The sequence below is a fragment of the Bacteroides finegoldii DSM 17565 genome, from assembly GCF_000156195.1.
In the GTDB taxonomy this organism is placed as follows: Bacteria; Bacteroidota; Bacteroidia; order Bacteroidales; family Bacteroidaceae; genus Bacteroides; species Bacteroides finegoldii.
This window is the reverse complement of the sequence record NZ_GG688318.1, coordinates 244,960-263,714: the sequence shown is the minus strand read 5'-3', so window position 1 is coordinate 263,714 and position 18,755 is coordinate 244,960. Positions and strand designations below refer to the sequence as shown.

11 protein-coding genes are annotated in these 18,755 nt (G+C 45.7%); 4 read left to right on the top strand and 7 right to left on the bottom strand.

Annotated features, from left to right (window positions below; genetic code table 11):
- Positions 1–64 precede the first annotated feature (64 nt).
- The 7 genes from BACFIN_RS16225 to BACFIN_RS16255 form a co-directional block, all read right to left on the bottom strand.
- Positions 65–1,276, bottom strand: coding sequence for a pyridoxal phosphate-dependent aminotransferase (locus BACFIN_RS16225; protein WP_007749361.1), 1,212 nt, complete (start codon positions 1,274–1,276; stop codon positions 65–67).
- The gene (locus tag BACFIN_RS16230) at positions 1,251–2,099 is read right to left on the bottom strand and encodes a prephenate dehydratase (protein ID WP_007749359.1); all 849 of its coding nucleotides are present in this window, start codon (positions 2,097–2,099) and stop codon (positions 1,251–1,253) included. The genes BACFIN_RS16225 and BACFIN_RS16230 overlap by 26 nt, the downstream gene beginning before the upstream one ends.
- 299 nt (positions 2,100–2,398) lie before the next feature.
- Positions 2,399–3,361, bottom strand: coding sequence for a tetratricopeptide repeat protein (locus BACFIN_RS16235; RefSeq protein ID WP_007749358.1), 963 nt, complete (start codon positions 3,359–3,361; stop codon positions 2,399–2,401).
- Between the two features lie 39 nt (positions 3,362–3,400).
- Positions 3,401–5,305: a RecQ family ATP-dependent DNA helicase gene (locus tag BACFIN_RS16240; protein WP_007749356.1), complete on the bottom strand. Its 1,905-nt coding sequence runs from the start codon at positions 5,303–5,305 to the stop codon at positions 3,401–3,403.
- Complete coding sequence (gene recJ / locus BACFIN_RS16245) at positions 5,298–7,016, bottom strand: single-stranded-DNA-specific exonuclease RecJ (protein ID WP_007749355.1); 1,719 nt, start codon at positions 7,014–7,016, stop codon at positions 5,298–5,300. The genes BACFIN_RS16240 and recJ overlap by 8 nt, the downstream gene beginning before the upstream one ends.
- Before the next feature lie 202 nt (positions 7,017–7,218).
- Positions 7,219–9,033, bottom strand: a complete 1,815-nt coding sequence (locus BACFIN_RS16250) for a DUF4091 domain-containing protein (protein WP_007749353.1) — start codon at positions 9,031–9,033, stop codon at positions 7,219–7,221.
- Between the two features lie 22 nt (positions 9,034–9,055).
- Positions 9,056–11,242, bottom strand: coding sequence for a glycoside hydrolase family 3 N-terminal domain-containing protein (locus tag BACFIN_RS16255; RefSeq protein ID WP_007749352.1), 2,187 nt, complete (start codon positions 11,240–11,242; stop codon positions 9,056–9,058).
- A 243-nt stretch (positions 11,243–11,485) separates the two neighbouring features.
- Here BACFIN_RS16255 and BACFIN_RS16260 point away from each other — a divergent pair, with 243 nt between their 5' ends.
- From BACFIN_RS16260 to BACFIN_RS16275, 4 genes are all read left to right on the top strand, one after another.
- Positions 11,486–12,007, top strand: coding sequence for an RNA polymerase sigma-70 factor (locus BACFIN_RS16260; RefSeq protein WP_007749347.1), 522 nt, complete (start codon positions 11,486–11,488; stop codon positions 12,005–12,007).
- Between the two features lie 58 nt (positions 12,008–12,065).
- Positions 12,066–13,229: a FecR family protein gene (locus BACFIN_RS16265; protein WP_007749346.1), complete on the top strand. Its 1,164-nt coding sequence runs from the start codon at positions 12,066–12,068 to the stop codon at positions 13,227–13,229.
- A gap of 14 nt (positions 13,230–13,243) precedes the next feature.
- Positions 13,244–16,753, top strand: a complete 3,510-nt coding sequence (locus BACFIN_RS16270; protein ID WP_232281630.1) for a SusC/RagA family TonB-linked outer membrane protein — start codon at positions 13,244–13,246, stop codon at positions 16,751–16,753.
- Positions 16,754–16,815: 62 nt separating this feature from the next.
- Positions 16,816–18,750, top strand: a complete 1,935-nt coding sequence (locus tag BACFIN_RS16275) for a RagB/SusD family nutrient uptake outer membrane protein (protein WP_007749344.1) — start codon at positions 16,816–16,818, stop codon at positions 18,748–18,750.
- Positions 18,751–18,755: the final 5 nt, after the last annotated feature.

The following is an 18,755-nucleotide window of genomic DNA, read 5'->3' as shown; positions in this document are numbered from 1 at the left end:
TATCAATATGCCAATGTGCTAGTAATTCCATTGGCAGTTGGGTTATCTAAACTATTTAATTGTTCTATTTATCGGCACGTTGGCTGTCAGCACATTGTGTCATTGTTTTTATCCTTTCGAGTGCTTCCTCCAACTTGGCGTCTTTGCAGCAAAGAGAGATGCGGATATATCTCGCTCCGTTGCTGCCAAAGATAAATCCCGGTGTGATAAACACTCTGGCTTCATGCAATACCTTTTCCGTCAACTCTTCCACATCTTTGCAGGAAGCGGGGATCTTTCCCCAAAGGAACATACCTACCTGTTTCTCATCGTATGTGCACCCTAGTGTTTTCATAATTTCACCGGCTAGGTGGCGACGGTTACGGTAGTTCTTGTTATTGCCCTCGTACCAGTCGGCTTCGGCTTCCAGAGCAGTGGCTGCTGCCAGTTGCATGGCACGGAACATTCCGCTGTCTATATTGCTTTTCACCTTCAGAATCCATTGTACAAACTCAGCATTTGAGGCCAGCATACCGATACGCCATCCCGGCATATTGTGGCTTTTGCTCATGGAGTTGAATTCGATACAACAGTCTTTGGCCCCCGGTACGCTCAGAATACTGATCGGTTTCTCGTTCAGGATAAAGCTGTATGGGTTATCATTCACGATTACAATATTCTTGCGGCGGGCAAAGTCAACGAGACGCCCGTATAATTCCGGAGTTGCATTGGCGCCTGTCGGCATATTCGGATAATTGGTCCACATCAGTTTTACCCGGCTGAGGTCCATTCTCTCCAGGGCTTCAAAATCAGGCATCCAGTTCTCGTCTTCTTTGAGGTCGTAGTTGATGACTTCCGCACCGAGTATCTTGCTCAGCGAAGTGTAAGTAGGATATCCCGGATTAGGAACCAGCACTTGTTCTCCCGGATTGACAAATGCCAGAGTGACATGGAGTATTCCCTCTTTCGAGCCGATCAAAGGCTGTATCTCCGTGTTCGGATTCAGTTCCACTCCATACCAACGTTGATACCAGGCGGCAAAACCCTTGCGAAGTTCGGGGATGCCCACGTACGGTTGGTAGCCGTGTCCGTTGGGATCATGCGCATTGCTGCACAATGTTTCGATGGTTTTCTCGGAGGGGGGCATATCGGGACTTCCGATACCCAGACTGATGACGTCCTTACCTTCCGCATTCATCTGTGCTACCTCTTTCAGTTTCTTGGAGAAGTAGTATTCACTTACGCTTGCCAGTCTGTCGGCAGGAACGATCTTATACATTTGACTTTCCTTCTGCATATTCGCCTAATGTTTTGAGTTCTTTGGTTAATGGAGTGATTGCTGCAATGGACTGCTTATATCTCAGATAATCGTTGAAAGCCACATCTACATAAAACTGGTATTCCCATTCACGTCCGATGATCGGTAACGATTGTATCTTGGTCAGGTTGATATTATAAAAAGACAGGATGGACAACACTTGCGACAAACTGCCTTCCGTATGCGGCAAGGTGAATACCATGCTTGCCTTGTTGGTAGCATTTGCATGATGTTGGCGTAGTTCATCCGCCTGCCAGGGATCGGCAACTACCAGAAAACGGGTGAAGTTGTGTTTGTTTGTCTCGATTCCTTCTTGAAGCACCTTCATACCGTAACGCTCGGCTGCCGCTTTGGAACAGATGGCGGCGTGTCCTTTCAAGTTCTCGTTCTTGATGATTTCCGCGCTGCGTGCCGTATCCTCACCCTCTACTACTTTCAGTTGCGGATGTTGGTTCAGGAATTCGCGGCATTGCATCAGGGCGATAGGGTGGGAATTTACTTCCGTCAGGTCTTCCCAACTTTCGTCGGGAAGGCAGACAAAACTGTGTGAGATACGCAATTTGTATTCGCCGATAATTTGTGTGCCGCTTTGTCTCAACAACTCATTGTTGTGCAACAAGCTTCCCGCAATTGTATTTTCGATGGCGAGCATTCCGATTACCTGGCTGTCTTTTCGTATCGAAGTAAACACGTCCTCGAAGTTGGCGCAGCAGATTAGCTCTATTTCTTCCCCTTCGAAGTACTTGTGTGCGGCGATATCATGGTAGGAACCTAATGTTCCTTGAATTGCTATCTTTTTCATTGTTCTAAATGGTTTATATAAAAAAATCCCGCGTCCATATTGGAGCGGGATTCATATGATTGATTTCTCTATTCAGTCCTTAAGCATCACTGTCACTTGATACATACAAACTCCCGCTCTACTTTGTTGCTAAAGTAAAAGTAAAAAAAGAAGTAATATGCATAAGTAAACGATTTCATTCGATCCTTTGTTTTTGCTTTGGTTTCTAATTCTAGGGCAAAAGTAATAATTTTCTGTTAGATGCAAACAAAAAGCGATACTTTTTTTCTATTCTTGCCTAAAAAATATAAAAAGGACACTTAGAAGATACCCGGAAGAGTTTCCGGCTTTGCTCCCAGAGTCTTGAATTCACCGTTCAAACCGGCTTCATCTTTCGGGTTCAGCTCCAATGATTTCTTCATGTCCTCGATAGAACCGTCCTTGTCGCCATTTAACAATTTGGCACGTCCGCGTTCCTTATAAGCTTCTGCGAAGTTCGGATTCAGCTCAATGGCTTCGTCAAAGAGTCCGATAGCTTCCGTCAGTTTCTTCTGACTGATGTAAAGTCGTCCCAGATAGAGGTACGCCTGTTCGTTGAAAGGATTTATTTCCGTGACAAGTCGATAATCCTTTTCCGCTTCTTCGGACTCTCCGTTGTCCTCCTTCACTTTTCCATGTAGGAGTATCGCCGTTTCTTCTTCCGGATTCTGAGCCAATATGGCATCTACATCCTCCATTACCTCTTTGTATTGTTTCATTTTCAATAAGGCTTCTGCGCGTAACAGACGGGCTTCGATGAAATCATCCTTCAAGGTGATAGCTTTGGTGAGGTGGGCGATAGTCATCAGGTCGTCGTCCTGGCCTTTGCGGGCTTTTCCCAGCAGATAATGCGCTACGGCATTTCCTTCTTCGATGGCGATGGCCTTGTTGGCTGCCTCTTCCATAGCCTGATAATCTTCCTGAATGAAGCATACATTCGCCAATGTCAGGAAAGTATTGGTAACATGAGGTTCCATTACAGCCATTTTCTCCAAAAGTTCGCGGGCCTTTGCCGTTTCTCCCAATTGGACGTAGAGTTGGCTGAGATATCCCAATGTCTCGAAATCCTCCTCAATGGCAAGGGCTTCCGTGAAACATTTTACGGCATAATCCGGGCGTCCCATGCGTTGCGCGCGCAAACCGTCATATTTGAAGATCTCGAATCTTTTCCGGTCGTTTTTCTGCTTTTCACTTTCCAGTGTCTCCGATTTCCCGGAGAAGAAAGATTTAAAAAAGTTCGGCATGATATGTTGTTTTTGAGTTACACTTGCAAATGTAATAACTTATTTTGATATATGTATCATTCCATCCTGCATCTTCCATTCGCCTTCCTCCAATAAATAGCGGATAACCTCTCCAACCTTTTCTTTCTCCGCTTCCATGTTATTGGCTATTTCTGCCGGAGTAAGCGGTTTTTGAATGAGCAGTCCGGTCATTCGCTTCTTTAATTCTTCAAAGGAGTCATCGGACAGACTGTCTGTGGCGCGGTGGCTGAGGCAGATATCGCATTGGCCGCAATTATGTTCGTTTTTCTCTCCGAAGTAGCGGAGCAGCATCCGGCTCCGACATACGTTTTCTGAAGTGACATATTCCTCCATCGCCTTGATGCGCGCTTCGTATCTTGCTTTCCGTTCTTCGTAGACAGAGGGAGGAATATGTACAAAACGCAGTTCCTGCCGTTCGCGCGTATATATAATATAAGGTGTCTTTTTGTGTGGAATATAATCCACGATGCGGCGTTTGGTCAATGTCACCAGGATGTTATAGATCTGTTCGCGTGTCAGCCCCGTGCGTATCGACAGTGAAGCCTCGCTGATATAGGCATAATCCGTGAATACCCCTGTGTAGGAACGAAGGATTGTCTGTATCAGCGCTTCGGTTTCTTTTCCCATCTCCCGTAGTTTGTACAGTTCGTCCCGGTGAATCGTAAAAAGGATGCGGGAAGCATTATCCTGTTCGTCCGTATATTCCAGATAACCGGCTTGCGTCAGTATCTTCAGCGCACTGTCTACCGGGACCGGAAAGTATTTGAATTTCCGGCAGAATTCTTCCAGATTAAATTCGCGGACACATTGGAAACCGTCGCCCATCGCCATCTGATAGTAATATTGCAAATGCTCGTAAACATCGAGAATATACTCTTTGTCGGGGAAGGTGTCTGCCACCCGTTTGTGCAGGGTAGTCTTATCAGATTTGGCATATAGAATAACAGCATATGCCTTTTTCCCGTCTCTGCCTGCCCGTCCGGCCTCTTGAAAATACGCTTCCGGAGAATCGGGGAGATCAAGATGAAGGACGATGCGGACATCCGGTTTGTCAATACCCATTCCGAAAGCATTGGTGGCTACCATTACGCGGACTTCCCCGTTTTGCCAGCGTTTCTGGCGGAGGTCTTTCACTGCATTATCCAGTCCGGCATGATAGAAGTCAGCGGTAATATCTTCGTTCACCAGCAGTTCGGTGATTTCCTTTGTCCGTCGCCTGTTGCGGACATAAATGATGGCGCTACCTGGTATTTTCCGTAAGATATGCAATAACTCGTTCGTCTTGTTGTCTGTCTTACGGACAATGTACGCCAGGTTCTTCCGTTCAAAACTCATGCGGAAGACATTGCCTTCATGGAAGTTCAGACGATTCTGAATATCCTTTACTACTTCCGGTGTAGCGGTTGCGGTCAGTGCCAGCACCGGAACTCCGGGCAGGAGTTCCCGTATTTCCGCAATTTTCAGATAGGCAGGCCGGAAGTCATATCCCCATTGGGAGATACAGTGACTTTCGTCTACTGTGATCATGGAGACTTTCATTGCCTTCAGTTTGGTGCGGAAAATCTCCGTATCCACACGTTCCGGAGAAATATAGAGGAATTTGTAATCACCGAAGATACAATTCTCCAGTGCGGTGAGAATCTCTTGGCGCGTCATGCCGGAATATACGGCAAGCGCCATGATTCCCCGTTTGCGCAGGTTCTGCACTTGATCTTTCATCAAGGCAATGAGGGGAGTAATGACAATGCAAATACCTTCTTGAGCGAGAGCAGGCACTTGGAAGGTGATGGACTTTCCACCGCCTGTCGGCATAAGCCCCAATGTATCTTTGCCTTCGCCGATACTGGTAATGATCTCCTCCTGCAAGTCGCGGAAGGAGTCATACCCCCAGTATTGTTTCAATATCTCCTGATACTTATTCAATCGGTTTTATATCTTCAATTTGAAGTTGGATTTCGCCACGCTTATGCGTGTTTTCTTCGATGGTGTAGCAGATGTCGAACGAGCGTTTCGTCTTGATATAACGTACGTGCGAACTTTGCCCGAAAGCAATGCCGTTCATTACATTGTTCGATTTATTATCCACTAGTTCCAGTTTGATGTGCTCCTGATCACGTCCCACCACCTTGCTTGTTCCGTAGTCGTAGACATGGTGCGTACAGAAAATAGGTTTCATATTGTCAGGACCGAAAGGATTGAATCTTTTCAGATCATTGAAGAACTTGGATGAAATGTCTCTGAAATCTATCTCCGCATCAATGTCGATTACGGCACTGGTCTGCTCCGGTAAAATATGCTGCGAGACGTATTCTTCAAATCGTCTGGTGAACTCTTCCACGTTTTCTACTTTCATGGATAGTCCGGCAGCATACGTATGTCCTCCAAAGTTCTCCAGCAGGTCGCGGCAATGTTCGATTGCTCTATATACATCGAAGCCGGAAACGGAACGTGCGGAACCTGTCGCCATGTCGTCCGTCCGGGTTAGCACTACAGCCGGGCGATAGTAGACTTCTGTCAGTCGGGAAGCCACAATACCGATCACTCCCTTGTGCCACTCTTCGTTGTAGATCACGATAGAGCGGCGGTCGGCAAGCCCTTCCAGATTGGCGACGATATTGTTCGCCTCTTCCGTCATACTCTTGTCGAGGTCTTTACGAGTCTCGTTGTATTGATTAATTTGTCCGGCTTTCTCCAGCGCTACCGAGAAATCTTTTTCGGTGAGTAAGTCTACCGCTTCTTTTCCATTTTGGATACGTCCCGATGCGTTGATACGCGGTCCTATTTTGAATACGATATCGCTGACGGTAATCTCTTTTTCGGAGAGTCCGCATACATCGATGATCGCTTTCATTCCAGTACTCGGGTTGCTGTTCAGCTGCTTCAACCCATGAAAAGCGAGAATACGGTTTTCACCCATGATGGGCACGATATCCGATGCGATACTTACCGCCACGATGTCGAGCAGCGGAATCAGATGATGAAACTCGATACCGTTGCTGATGGCGAACGCTTGCATAAACTTGAAACCGACCCCGCAACCGGAAAGGTGTGTGTACGGATACGTATTATCCAAGCGTTTGGCATTCAGAATGGCTACGGCAGGTGGAAGCACCTCATCCGGCACATGATGGTCGCAGATGATAAAGTCGATTCCTTTCTCTTTGGCATACGTGATTTCCTCTACAGCCTTTATGCCGCAATCGAGCACAATAATAAGCCCTACACCGGTTTCGGCGGCATAGTCCACTCCTTTTTTAGAAATGCCATACCCTTCATTGTAACGGTCGGGTATATAATAGTCAAGGTTCGAATAGAACTGTTGAATAAACTTGTAGACCAATGCTACCGCAGTAGTGCCGTCTACGTCATAATCTCCATAAATTAGAATACGTTCTTTCTTTCCCATCGCCTTGTTCAGACGTTCTACTGCAACGTCCATATCCTTCATCAGGAATGGGTCGTGCAGGTCGGGCAATTGCGGACGGAAGAATTTCTTAGCGTCTGCCGCTTTCGTAATTCCCCGTTGCACCAAAAGTTGTCCAAGTATCGGGCTAATCCCTAATTCTTGGGCCAATATCTGGCTTGTCTCTGTCTGTTCGGGTGTAATGGGTCGATAATTCCATTTGTGATTCATTTTATATATTGCTTTTTTCTTTTTCTGTTCTCAAGGGTCAGAAAGGCACTTCTTTCCAACAAGGGGTAAAAGTACGAAAAAAAGCGGAAGTGTAGGATAAGATATGACGAAAATATTTCATGATGCTATGTTGAAACGCAAATTATTATGCCACCCTCATAGCAATAGAGTGGCACAATATGTTTTGTAAGCAATCGGAAACCTAGAGCCCGTTGATAAACAGATTCGCTTTTTCCACTACGACGTTTGCCGGAGTCTTTAACAGTTGAAGCTCATCAAAACTTTCAAGTACTCTCTCCAGTTTGCGTAGTGTAGCAGTCTTGTTTTGGGTTTGCAGTTCCGTTTTCAGAATTCGGATTTTCTCGTATGCTTGTATGCCTGCCACCAGATTCTCGAAACGCAGACAAGTCCTTCCTCCCGGATAGAGAAGGTAAGTATCTCCGGCTCCCCATGTGTAGAAGCGGCTGTCTAGTAACGGCTCGATAGTCCAGCTGTTCAATGCCCAACGCAGGTATCCGTCCAGATTCTCTTTCGCTGCATACCAGGCTATCCAAGCGCCTTCTGCCGGGTTGCTGAATGTATATGTGTTGGGATGGGATTCTGCGCAACAGGTGTAGTAAGTTGTGATTTTTCCTTCTGCTTTCCGTTTCGTTTTCATCTCTTCACTGAATTTCTCTGCGATGGCAATGCAATAATCATTCAGTTCGTCTGAAAGTTCTTTATGGAGTGAGCCGGCAAGTGAAACCTTGAAATTCGGATCTGCTTCACGGATAATCTTCAGTGCTTTCAACATATCGGGCATGGGGCGTTCGTCCATAGCGATGTGCGTAATGTCAAACCAGCCTTTGGATTTTAAGTGAGCAGCAAAGTCTTTCAGCATACTTAACCATAGGTCGTGATAAGCCTGTTCTCCCGGCTTGGATTTTAATTCTTTCATGCTGTTGGTGGCTTGGTCGAAATAGAGGAAAGACAGTTTCCAGGGAATCATGGAATAACATCCGATCTCCTTTTTTATTCCCATATCTATCATGAACTCCACCCATTTGTCGAAGATCGTGTAGTCGAACCACCAGCTGCCGTCTATTTTCCGAACCCAAGTGATCATCGTTTCGTATGGATCATAAGTTTGTCCGCCCCAAGGGTGATGCATGATGGGGACGGTAATCACTTTTCCGCCTGCATCCGCGTATGGTTGCAGTTCTGTCTTTAAGATTCTGAAGTGTTCCTCCGACCATAAAGGAACCTGATGATAACGGGCCACTGCAAATGGGTTTTGCCAAAGGTCCAGATGGAAAGCCCATTGATCGGGTTGAGGCAATGTGCGTTGCTGAACCTGTATGGTCAGTTTTAACTTCCCGATCACTTCGTGATTATTCTTTATAAGTACATCGGATGAATAATTGCCGCTAATTGCATCTTCAGGAATCCAGACGCGTATCCAGTATCCTTGAGAGGTCTTCGCTTTTATCGGTAAAGCAGCGGCGAGATGGTCGATAGGGTCAGCTACCAGTGTGGAGTCGAATTGTGACAAGTCCGGTCGGGGACCGCAAGTACCTTTTTGGTTCTTGTTCAGTTCATCTGTCATCACATATCTGACAAACCCTTTCAGAATACGGTCTGCCGAAATACTTTGTTTACCGGAGGAATGCGTCAGGGGAGCTATTTCTACGGAAACATTATCCAAATCGATAGCGGAAGAAACTACCAACTGTGCGGCGACTCTTTCTCCTTTCCATCCTTTGATATCAATCTTTTTCTGATTGAGATGTGGATTTACCTCTTTCTTATATCGGGTGTAAGTGTCTCCCCATGCACAACGAGTGCCGGAAAGGTCTTTCCAGGATTCCTCGTCCGTTGGAGCCGGATTTTTGAGTTCCGTGTACTGTGTCAATGGGAAAGGAGCTTGCGAGGTTGACTGCCCGGAATGGGTAACTCCCATCGGGATTTGTCCGTTCAGGCTTCCCAGACTGCAAAGTCCGGAGAAGATGAGGACGATAGCTTTTACTCTAATGTTCATACGAGTTGTTTTTAATAGGTGATTAAAGGAAATATACTTTAGTTTGATTTAATTCAGAAGAATTGGGACCGATGCCGATGGTAAAGCTTCCGGGTTCCAGTACCTTTTCCATTTTATTATTGTATATGCTAAAATCTGCGGAAGGAATAGTAAAACGAATCTCCTTTTCTTCGCCGGGCTGAAGATGGATGGAAGCAAAGCGTTTTAATTCCTTTTCTCTCGGAATGACGGTAGCCACTTCGTCACGTATATAAAGCTGTACAATTTCTCTGCCGACTACGGAACCTGTATTCTTGATTTTTATCCGTACAGTGACGGAATCTCCCCTTCGGTATTCTGTTTTATCGGTAACGGGAGAGGAATATTTGTATTGCGTGTAACTCAGACCGAATCCGAATGGAAATAAGGCTCCTTGCGGTATGTCGGCGTGGTGTACTGTGTAAAAAGTTCTTCTGGCATTATAAACAATAGGAATCTGCCCCGCATGTCTGGGGAAAGTCTGCGAAAGTTTCCCTGAGGGATTTTCGATACCTGTCAGTAAGGCTGCTACGGCTTTTCCTCCCATAGTGCCGGGATACCAGGCTTCTAGTAGAGCATCGCAGTTCTTGATGACTTCATCCAATACTAGTGGTCGGCCGTTGAATAACACTACGATGATTTTTTTCCCGGTTGTCTTCAATGCTTTCAGCAATCTCATCTGCTGATCTGGTAACTCGATTTTGGCGGTTGAAACAGCTTCTCCAGATAAGTTGGACGGTTCTCCGAGACAAGCTATAATGATTTCATTTTTTTGTGCCAAAGCACAAACATCCGACAAATAGGCCGGTGTAATACCGGAGAAGTCACAAGCCCGTACATCAATCGGGATATCAGTACGTAAGGCTTTGAAGCCTTCTTCTACTGTAATTACCTCTTTGCTGTCTCCTTTCATATTCCAGGAACCCAGCAAATGGTAGCGTGTATTGGCGAATGGACCAACTAGTGCTATTCTTTTAGAATCGGATAAGGGAAGTGTGCGATCTTCATTTTTTAAGAGTACCATACTTTGACAAGCCATTTGGTATGCGTCTTCCTGGCTTTCTTTAGAATAAAGTGTCTGCTTTTCCCGTTCGGTATTAAAATAGGCGAATGGATTATCAAACAGTCCCAACCGGAATTTCAGTTCTAAGGCACGGGCGGCAGCGCGGTTAATCAGTTGCTCCGGAACTTTCTGTGTTCTTACCAGCTCCGGCAGGAATTCGATAAACTGTTTGGCACTCATATCCATGTCTATTCCGCTTTTGATGCCTCTTTCAGCAGCTTCTTGTTCGTTGTCGGCAGCTCCTTCCGTCACCGCATGTTGAAAAGTTGTCCAATCGGTCATTAGCAATCCTTTGAACTGCATTTGTTTACGCAACACCTCTTCATTCATGAAATAGTTCATTGTCAGCGGCTCTCCATCGTAGGAGGTATATGCGCACATGACACTTGCTACTCCTGCATTAATGGCTGCTTGAAAAGGAGGGAGATAAATTTCCTGAAGTTTGCGCAGAGATACGTCCGTTTCTTGATAGTCTCTTCCTGCCATGACTGCCCCATAACCGGCAAAATGCTTTACGCAGGCAGCAATCGTATGAGGGCTTGTCAAGTCGTTCCCTTGAAACCCTCGGACTCTTGCGGCAGCCAGTTCTCCGCACAAGTAAGCATCTTCACCGGATGTTTCCATAATACGTCCCCAACGAGGATCGTATGATATGTCAACCATCGGTGCGTAGGTCAGTTGGATACCTGCTGCAGCGGCTTCCCGCGCTGCCATAGCAGCACTTTGTTCTACTAATTCCGGATTCCAACTACACGATTCGGCTAGTGGAATGGGGGTAATGGTGCGATATCCGTGAATGACATCTTCATGAAAGACTAAAGGAATACCTAACCTGCTATGTTTCAGAGCCTCCTCTTGTAGAGAACGGTTTAGTTCCGCTCCATTCGCTTTCAAAAAAGCGCCGACTTTCCCTGCACGTATCAGAGATCGGCAGATGGAGTCGTCTTTCGTATAATAAGGTATTAAGTTCAGTTCTGCTATTTTTTCTTCAAGTGTCATGCGTGACAATAGATCTTTCACCCGTTGGGGGACGGGGATGGATTCCTTTTGATAAGGATAGGATTGTGCAAGGCATACCGAAAACACGTTTCCCACAAGGAATAGTGTTATAAAGATAAACTTGTTCATGTTTAAAGTCTGTTATGAGTTAAATTAATAAATATTACCGCAGACTTTTCTTATTTATACAGACAAACAGGGGATGTGGAAACATCCCGAATTTAATTGGAGAAGAGAAACACGTTGCAATATTAGGAATAATATTCGAAGTACACAAGTAAAGCGGGCAAAGAATTTGAAAGGGAAAATTTGTTCGTTACTTTATTTATTTATAATATTGCGGACTTTATCATCCAATAAAGCCCTATTTATATGCTAGATACTGATGAAAAAACATTCGAGAAGCTCTTTAGGGAGCATTATTCCCTTCTATGTAATTATGCGAATAGCATTGTCTGTAATGAGCAGGCGGTAGAGGACATTGTACAGAATTTCTTTATTGCCGTCTGGGAGAAGAAACACTTATCTATAACGGAGGATACTTTTCTTCCGTATGCCTATTGTGCTATCAAGAACAGTTGTATCAACTACTATAAGTCAGAGATTGCCAAAGAGAATTTTTTCACTGTGCTGGCGGAGGAATGGCAATTACAACTGCAAGAAGAAGAGGAGTTCAGATATAAACAGGAGGTACATGCCGCTCTTCAGAAGTTACCGGAAAAATGCAGGAAAGTATTTTTGCTGAAGTGTGTCACCGGTCTTCGTTATAAAGAAATCGCGGAAATTTCCGATATTTCGGTCAATACCGTGAAATACCATCTGGGAGAGGCTTTTCGTGTCATGAGGGAAGAACTGAAAGACCTGATGATACTATTAATATTAATTTTTAGCTGATTGTGCCTACCCATTTTAGGGAAAGCAATTGTCATAGTAACAGAAAGATAAAAAGAAAATGATGAAACAGGAATTGATCTATCAAGCTATTCTTTCTACATTAGCTCATGAGGCTACCGATGAGGAACAAAAGATTGTTGACGAGTGGCTGCGTGAGTCTGAGGAAAACAGAGAGGAATATGAGGGGATGCGTCGTATGTATGAGAAAGCGACGGCTCCTCGTAAACCCAAACAATTTGATGCAGACCGGGCTTGGAAACAGGTGGCCGACCATACCATATATAAAAAGAAAAGTTGGTATCTGTCTATGTGGGTGCGCTATGCGGCCGTTGTAGCTGTTGTGGTGGCAAGCGGATTGTTCTTTATCACAGATTGGTTCCGTGCGGACAGTCTGGATGGGATAGACATGATGGCTTACAATGAACCTACCCTGCTTTTGGAAGGGGGGGATGAGATTGATTTGAGCGGGCGGTCCTTTACGATGAAGCGTGATCAGGCTTTGATAAAGAACGATGCGGACAACTTGCTCTCTTATGAGGCGGAAGGCGGGACGGATAAAGCGAAGATTGTTCATAACCGCCTGATTATCCCGAGAGGAAAAATGTACAGACTGGTGTTGGAGGATGGCACGAAAGTATGGCTGAACTCAGAAACGGAACTCTCATATCCGAGCCGGTTTACCGGAACCAAGAGGGAAGTAAAGTTATTGGGTGAGGCTTTCTTTGAAGTCACTCCTGACAAGGAAAGACCGTTCTATGTAAAGGCGAACGGAATGGATATACGTGTTCTGGGAACTTCTTTCAACGTAAGTGCCTATCAAGATAGCGAGAGTACGAGTACGACATTGGTGGAGGGATCGGTAGCTGTGAGCACGGCCAATGGTGCGGAACGGACAATAACGCCTTCCGAACGATTGGCGTATAATAAGAAAAGTCATCAGTTATCTGTGGAGAAAGTGGATACTGAACTTTATACTTCCTGGATCAACGGTGTATACATCTTTAAGAATATGCCTTTAGAGGAAATATTGGAGAAACTTTCCCGATGGTATGATTTCTCTGTTACCTATCAGGATGAAACATTGAAACACACCCGTTTTTCTCTTACCGCAGACCGAAAAACGGATATAGACAAACTCTTGGAAGTGATAAACTACACTTCGGATGTTAAATTGGAGAAACAAGGAAAGAGTATTAATGTAAAAAAAAGGAGGATAGAATGAAGTAAGAAAGAACTGTGTCACGAAAAAACAAAATAGAGCCTATGCTGACCTTGATTAAGATGAAATGGATAGTGATGTTGTTCCTGCTGCTGTATACGGCAGGCAGTTACCTGCATTGCGCTGTTCTCTATGGGGATATACTTGCTCAAAAGTACACTATTGTGCTTGATTTTAAGGATACTCCGGTAGAAGCCGTACTGGACGCCATCACCAAGCAGACTGGAATCAAGATTGCCTATAATAACGAGGTACTCGACCGGAAGAAACCGGTGACCGTCAAGATAGAGACATCCGATATTTTGGAAGCGTTGTATGCCGTATTGGGCGACAGCTATATCTGTCGGCAGATTGATGACTATATCGCTGTTTCCAAACGGCCAAAACCTGTTTCGGGCAAGATTGCCGGTAAATCGCCAACGATGACGGAAGCTTTTTCTTCCGCCATCGTTAGCGGCTTGATTACGGATGGAGACGGAAACCCGCTTATCGGTGTCAATATTCTGGTGAAAGGGAAAAGCACAGGTGTTGTTTCCGATTTATACGGTCGTTATCAGATTGAGGTGACGGAAGGTGACCGGTTGGAATTTCGTTATGTCGGATATAATAGCGAGGAAAGGATCGTGAGGAAGGTCCCGGTCATTAATGTGCGTATGGTGGAATTACCGGTTGGGCTGGGAGATGTGGTGGTAGTCGGATATGGACAGCAGAAGAAATCCAGCGTCGTTTCGTCTATACAGACATTGGAATCGCGAGATATGAACGTGAAACAACGTAATCTGGCAACCAATATTGCCGGACGGATTGCCGGTGTGATTTCCGTACAGCGTAGCGGCGAACCGGGAAATGACGAAGCGGAGTTTTACATTCGCGGACAGAGTTCGTATACGGGAGGAACTAACCCGTTGGTACTGGTGGATGGTGTTCCCCGTAATATGGAAGATATCGATGTAGATGAAATAGAGACTTTTACGGTACTTAAAGATGCCGCTGCCACTGCTGTTTATGGAGCTGAAGGGGCAAATGGTGTCGTGCTGATTACTTCCAAACGCGGAAGGCCACAGAAGACTCTCGTTAATTTCAGCGCACAATATGCCATTGCCACTCCTTTCAGAATGCCCCGGTCGTTGGGTGCCTGTGAGTATCTGTCCATGTATAACGAGGCGGTGTGGAATGATCGGGGAAATCCGGATAAAGATCATTTTCAGCCGGAAGTGACCGATGAGGTTATAGAAAAATACCGTTCGGGAGCGGATACCGATTTATATCCTTCCGTTGATTGGACTGATTTGCTGAAGAAACACACCCAAAGCCAGCGTTATACGATCAATTTCAGGGGCGGTTCCGAGAAAACACGCTTTTTCGTTTCGGGAGCTTATTATACGGAAGAGGGAATCTATCGTTCAAATCCTATTGAGGACTATGATGCCAATATTGACTTGAAGCGTTTTAATCTGCGCTCCAACATTGATATGACAATCACAAAGACTACCCAACTGTCCGTAGATTTGAGCGGGCAGTATGTGATGAAGAATAATCCCGGATATAGTTCCGACCAGATATTTTCGTACATAACCCATAGCCCTACTCACGTTATTCCTATGTATTATTCGGACGGAACAGCTTCTATTTACAGTAATCTAGGCTACGGACACGACAAGCAGCCTTACAGTATGCTCAATCATAGCGGATATACCAAGACATGGGATACATATCTCCAGTCGAAGGTTTGTTTGGAGCAAAAGATGGATTTTCTTCTTCCGGGCTTGTTGGTTAAAGGAATGATGGGGTTTGATGCGGACTTCGGAGCCTCGACGAAGAGAACCAAGTCTCCTAAAACTTATTTTGCGTTGCGCCGGAAAGAGGATGGTACTCTGGAGAAGAAAACGATGGAGGAGGGGACTGCCTTGAGCGATCCTGTCAAGGGAGAGACTTCGGGAGCCAAAAGGATTTATCTGGAGGCTTCTCTGAACTATCAGCAACGCTTTGCGGACAAGCATGACCTTTCCGCTTTGTTTCTGTATATGCAAAAAGAGACCCAGTACCAGCAGGAAGAAGGATTGTTGCGGCTTCCCTATCGGAAACAGAGTCTTGTATCGCGTATCTCATACGCTTATGATGACCGGTATATCGTAGAAGCCAGCATGGGAGCTACTGGCAGTGAGAATTTTGCGCAGAATCATCGCTGGGGGATATTTCCGGCAGTGGGAATAGCCTGGTATATCAGTCATGAGAAATTTATGCAGGGGGTGGAAAACAGCTTGACCAAGCTGAAACTGAGAACGTCTTACGGAATAGCGGGTAACGACAATGTGTTCAGCCAAAATGGTGGATTAGTGCGTTTTCCGTATCGGGGACAAGTCACGACAGACGGTCCCGGATATGATCTCGGACTGACGCCCGGTGCCGGTGGCGGAGTGTCCAATTGGGTCGGTGGGGTGTACGAACGGAGCTTTGCCAGTCCGAATCTTAGTTGGGAAACGGAACGGAAGTTGAATGTTGGGTTGGATGTCGGCTTGTGGGAAGGCAGGATTGATTTTTCTGTTGACTATTTTAGTAACCGTAGAAAAGATATTCTGATTCAGCGGCAGACCATTTCCGCTGTTACGGGTTTCCGGACCGGGATGTATCAGAATTTCGGTATTACGACGAATAAAGGGGTGGATGCAAATCTCATTTTCCGACATCAGTGGGGACCGGTCGGTCTTTCTGCTCGCGGAAATGTAACGTATGCAAGGAATGAAATCATTGAATGTGATGAAATTACTCCTAAATATGGTTGGATGTCACAAGTGGGAACCTCTATTGGTCAGCAATCTCTTTATATTGCGGAGGGGCTGTATACTCCGGATGACTTTGATGTGACGGAAAGGGGAGACGGTTCCCGGACTTATCAATTGAGGGAAGGATTGCCGAAACCTTCGGCAAATGTGGCTCCGGGTGATATCAAGTATAGGGACTTGAACAAGGATGGCATTATCGATTCCTACGATAAGACCTACGACAGTGGATTTTACTCTACGGGTATACCGGAAATTGTATATGGATTCGGGGTGAATCTTTCTTGGAACGGACTGTTTGTCGGGGCTTTTTTTCAGGGAGTGTCTCATGCGTCTGCCAGTCTGATAGCTTCTCCTAGTAATATCATTCCTTTTACGTCGGGCAGGGACAATGGTTCCGCCCGCGATATTATACGTGACCACTGGTCGGCTGAAGCACCTTTCAATCAAAAGGTGTTTTTTCCGCGTCTTCACACAGGAGCGTTTCAGCACAATCAATTGCCTAGTACCTGGTGGATGCGTGATGCGGCGTTTCTGCGTCTGAAGAACATCGAAGTAGGTTATGAATTCGATAAATCGGTACTCCAGCGACTGAGGATGGAGAATCTGCGTGTCTATGTGCAGGGGAATAATGTAGCGGTGTGGGACAAGATTAAATATTGGGACCCTGAATTGGGAAATGCTAACTCGGGAGCTAAATATCCGTTTTGCAGGAACTTTACTGTTGGTTTGGAAATCACTTATTAAAACGGAAGGTCACTCATTAAAAACAGAAAAGTCACTTATTTAAATTAAGGGAAGGAAACAAGATGGAACGAATTTGGAAGAAAATGATAGGGGCGCTCGGTTTTACGCTTTGCATGGCTTTGGCGGCTTGTTCCGATTATCTGGATGTCTCGAATGAGATCGCGGAGTCGTTGGATCTGGAAGCGGTATTCCGTAATCCGGCATATACACGGCAATGGCACGCCAATCTTTTTAATTGTATTTCCGAATATTCATGTACCGGCGGTAACAATGCCAGTGGGTTCACCAATGTCTGGTCGTCTCTTTGTGGTGAAACGTTGATAAGCAGCGGACCTTCTTCCCGGCTGATGGAAGCCGGTTACAATTCGAGTAACGCTCCCCTCCATCGCTGGTGGGTGCTTTATCGGGAGATACGTGACGCTTTTATTTTCTTGAAACGGGTAACGCCGTTGGGAGCGGTGGAAGATGAGCAGCAGTTGACGGAAGAAAGTGTACGCCGTATGAAAGCGGAAGCGAAGTTCTTGATTGCCTATTCCTATTTTTCCCTGTTTGAACTTTATGGGCCGGTGCCGTTACTGACGGAAGAGGTTGATCCGGAAAGTAAGGATTTGAATTTTCCCCGGGCTACGGTGGATGAGTTGGTGGATTATATCGATCGGCTGCTCGAAGAGGTGATTCAGTCGGGCGATTTGCCGCCTACATTGATTAATGCTGCCATCCCTGACGGGAATGAGCGGTATAATTTGAATGAGATTGTCCGTCCTACCCGTTCGGCAGCTATTGCGCTGCGCGCCAAATTATGGGTATATGCTGCTTCTCCATTGTTCAACGGAGGATATGCGGAAGCTTTAGAAGTGAAAAACAATGATGGAGAATATTTGTTTCCTCCTTATGATCCGGAAAAATGGAAGATAGCCAAGAAGCGCCTCGAAGAGGTACTGGAAGATGCGGAAGCTTGTGGATACAGATTGTACAAGGTTTACCAAACCGATGGCTCCATAGATGCCGACCGTTCTGTTTATGAGGTGTTTCAGGCTTATAATGATGAGATAATCTGGGCTACCGGACGAAACTATTATCACACCGGAAGCCAGGATGGTGTAATGGAGGAGAATACGACTCCGCGTGACCTCTATAAAGGATGGGCGCACGTTTGTGTCACTCAAGAGTCGGTCGATGGTTTTTTCATGAAGGACGGACTGACCATTGATGATCCGGGCACTGGATACGATGAAAGCGGATTTACGGAGGTCGTCAATCCGTGCAACGATAGAAAACGTACCGATAAGAATATCTTTACGATGTATGCCGACAGAGAACCTCGTTTCTATGCTGCTGTCACTTATGAGGGGAAAAGCTGGCATATACAGCCACGTTTCAATTATGACTGGGGAGCCGGTTTTGCAAAAGGGGAAGGAAGCGACAACTCGGTTGGCGATTATCCTCGAAACGGATATTTGCTTTATAAGTTCAAGAATCGTCAGATTATGTACACCGGTGATTATATCAAGAAATGGGCACGTCCGTCCATCTTGTTCCGTTTGGCGGATTTTTATCTTTATTATGCGGAAGTCTGCAATGAAATTGATCCCGAAGACGAATGTGTTATTGATTATTTGGATAAGATACGCGAGCGTGCCGGGTTACTTGGATATCGTGAGCTGGCAGCCACCGGGAAAAAGAATATCATAGGCGACCGGAAATTACAACGCAGGGCTATTCAACAAGAGCGCAGGGTAGAGCTTTTTGCTGAGGGACAGCGTTTCTTCGACATCCGCCGCTGGATGATTTGCGGAGAAGGGGAGGATGCCGACCAGCGATTTGTACATGGGATGAATATGAACGGAGAAAGAAACCGCCCTTTGGGTACAGACCAATCCTTTTATCGCCGGACACTGATTGAAAACCGCCCCTGGAAACGGGCGATGTATCTACATCCAATACCCTTCGATGAACTTCAGGTGAATAAGAAAATCGTACAGAATCCTCTTTGGTAGAATTG

Bases quoted from the DNA above. Each gene is read 5' to 3' on its own strand.
- recJ (WP_007749355.1), bottom strand. From the start codon at position 7,016: ATGAATCACAAATGGAATTATCGACCCATTACACCCGAACAGACAGAG.
- BACFIN_RS16255 (WP_007749352.1), bottom strand. From the start codon at position 11,242: ATGAACAAGTTTATCTTTATAACACTATTCCTTGTGGGAAACGTGTTT.
- BACFIN_RS16265 (WP_007749346.1), top strand. From the start codon at position 12,066: ATGATGAAACAGGAATTGATCTATCAAGCTATTCTTTCTACATTAGCT.
- BACFIN_RS16250 (WP_007749353.1), bottom strand. From the start codon at position 9,033: ATGAACATTAGAGTAAAAGCTATCGTCCTCATCTTCTCCGGACTTTGC.
- BACFIN_RS16275 (WP_007749344.1), top strand. From the start codon at position 16,816: ATGGAACGAATTTGGAAGAAAATGATAGGGGCGCTCGGTTTTACGCTT.
- BACFIN_RS16235 (WP_007749358.1), bottom strand. From the start codon at position 3,361: ATGCCGAACTTTTTTAAATCTTTCTTCTCCGGGAAATCGGAGACACTG.
- BACFIN_RS16260 (WP_007749347.1), top strand. From the start codon at position 11,486: ATGCTAGATACTGATGAAAAAACATTCGAGAAGCTCTTTAGGGAGCAT.
- BACFIN_RS16230 (WP_007749359.1), bottom strand. From the start codon at position 2,099: ATGAAAAAGATAGCAATTCAAGGAACATTAGGTTCCTACCATGATATC.
- BACFIN_RS16225 (WP_007749361.1), bottom strand. From the start codon at position 1,276: ATGCAGAAGGAAAGTCAAATGTATAAGATCGTTCCTGCCGACAGACTG.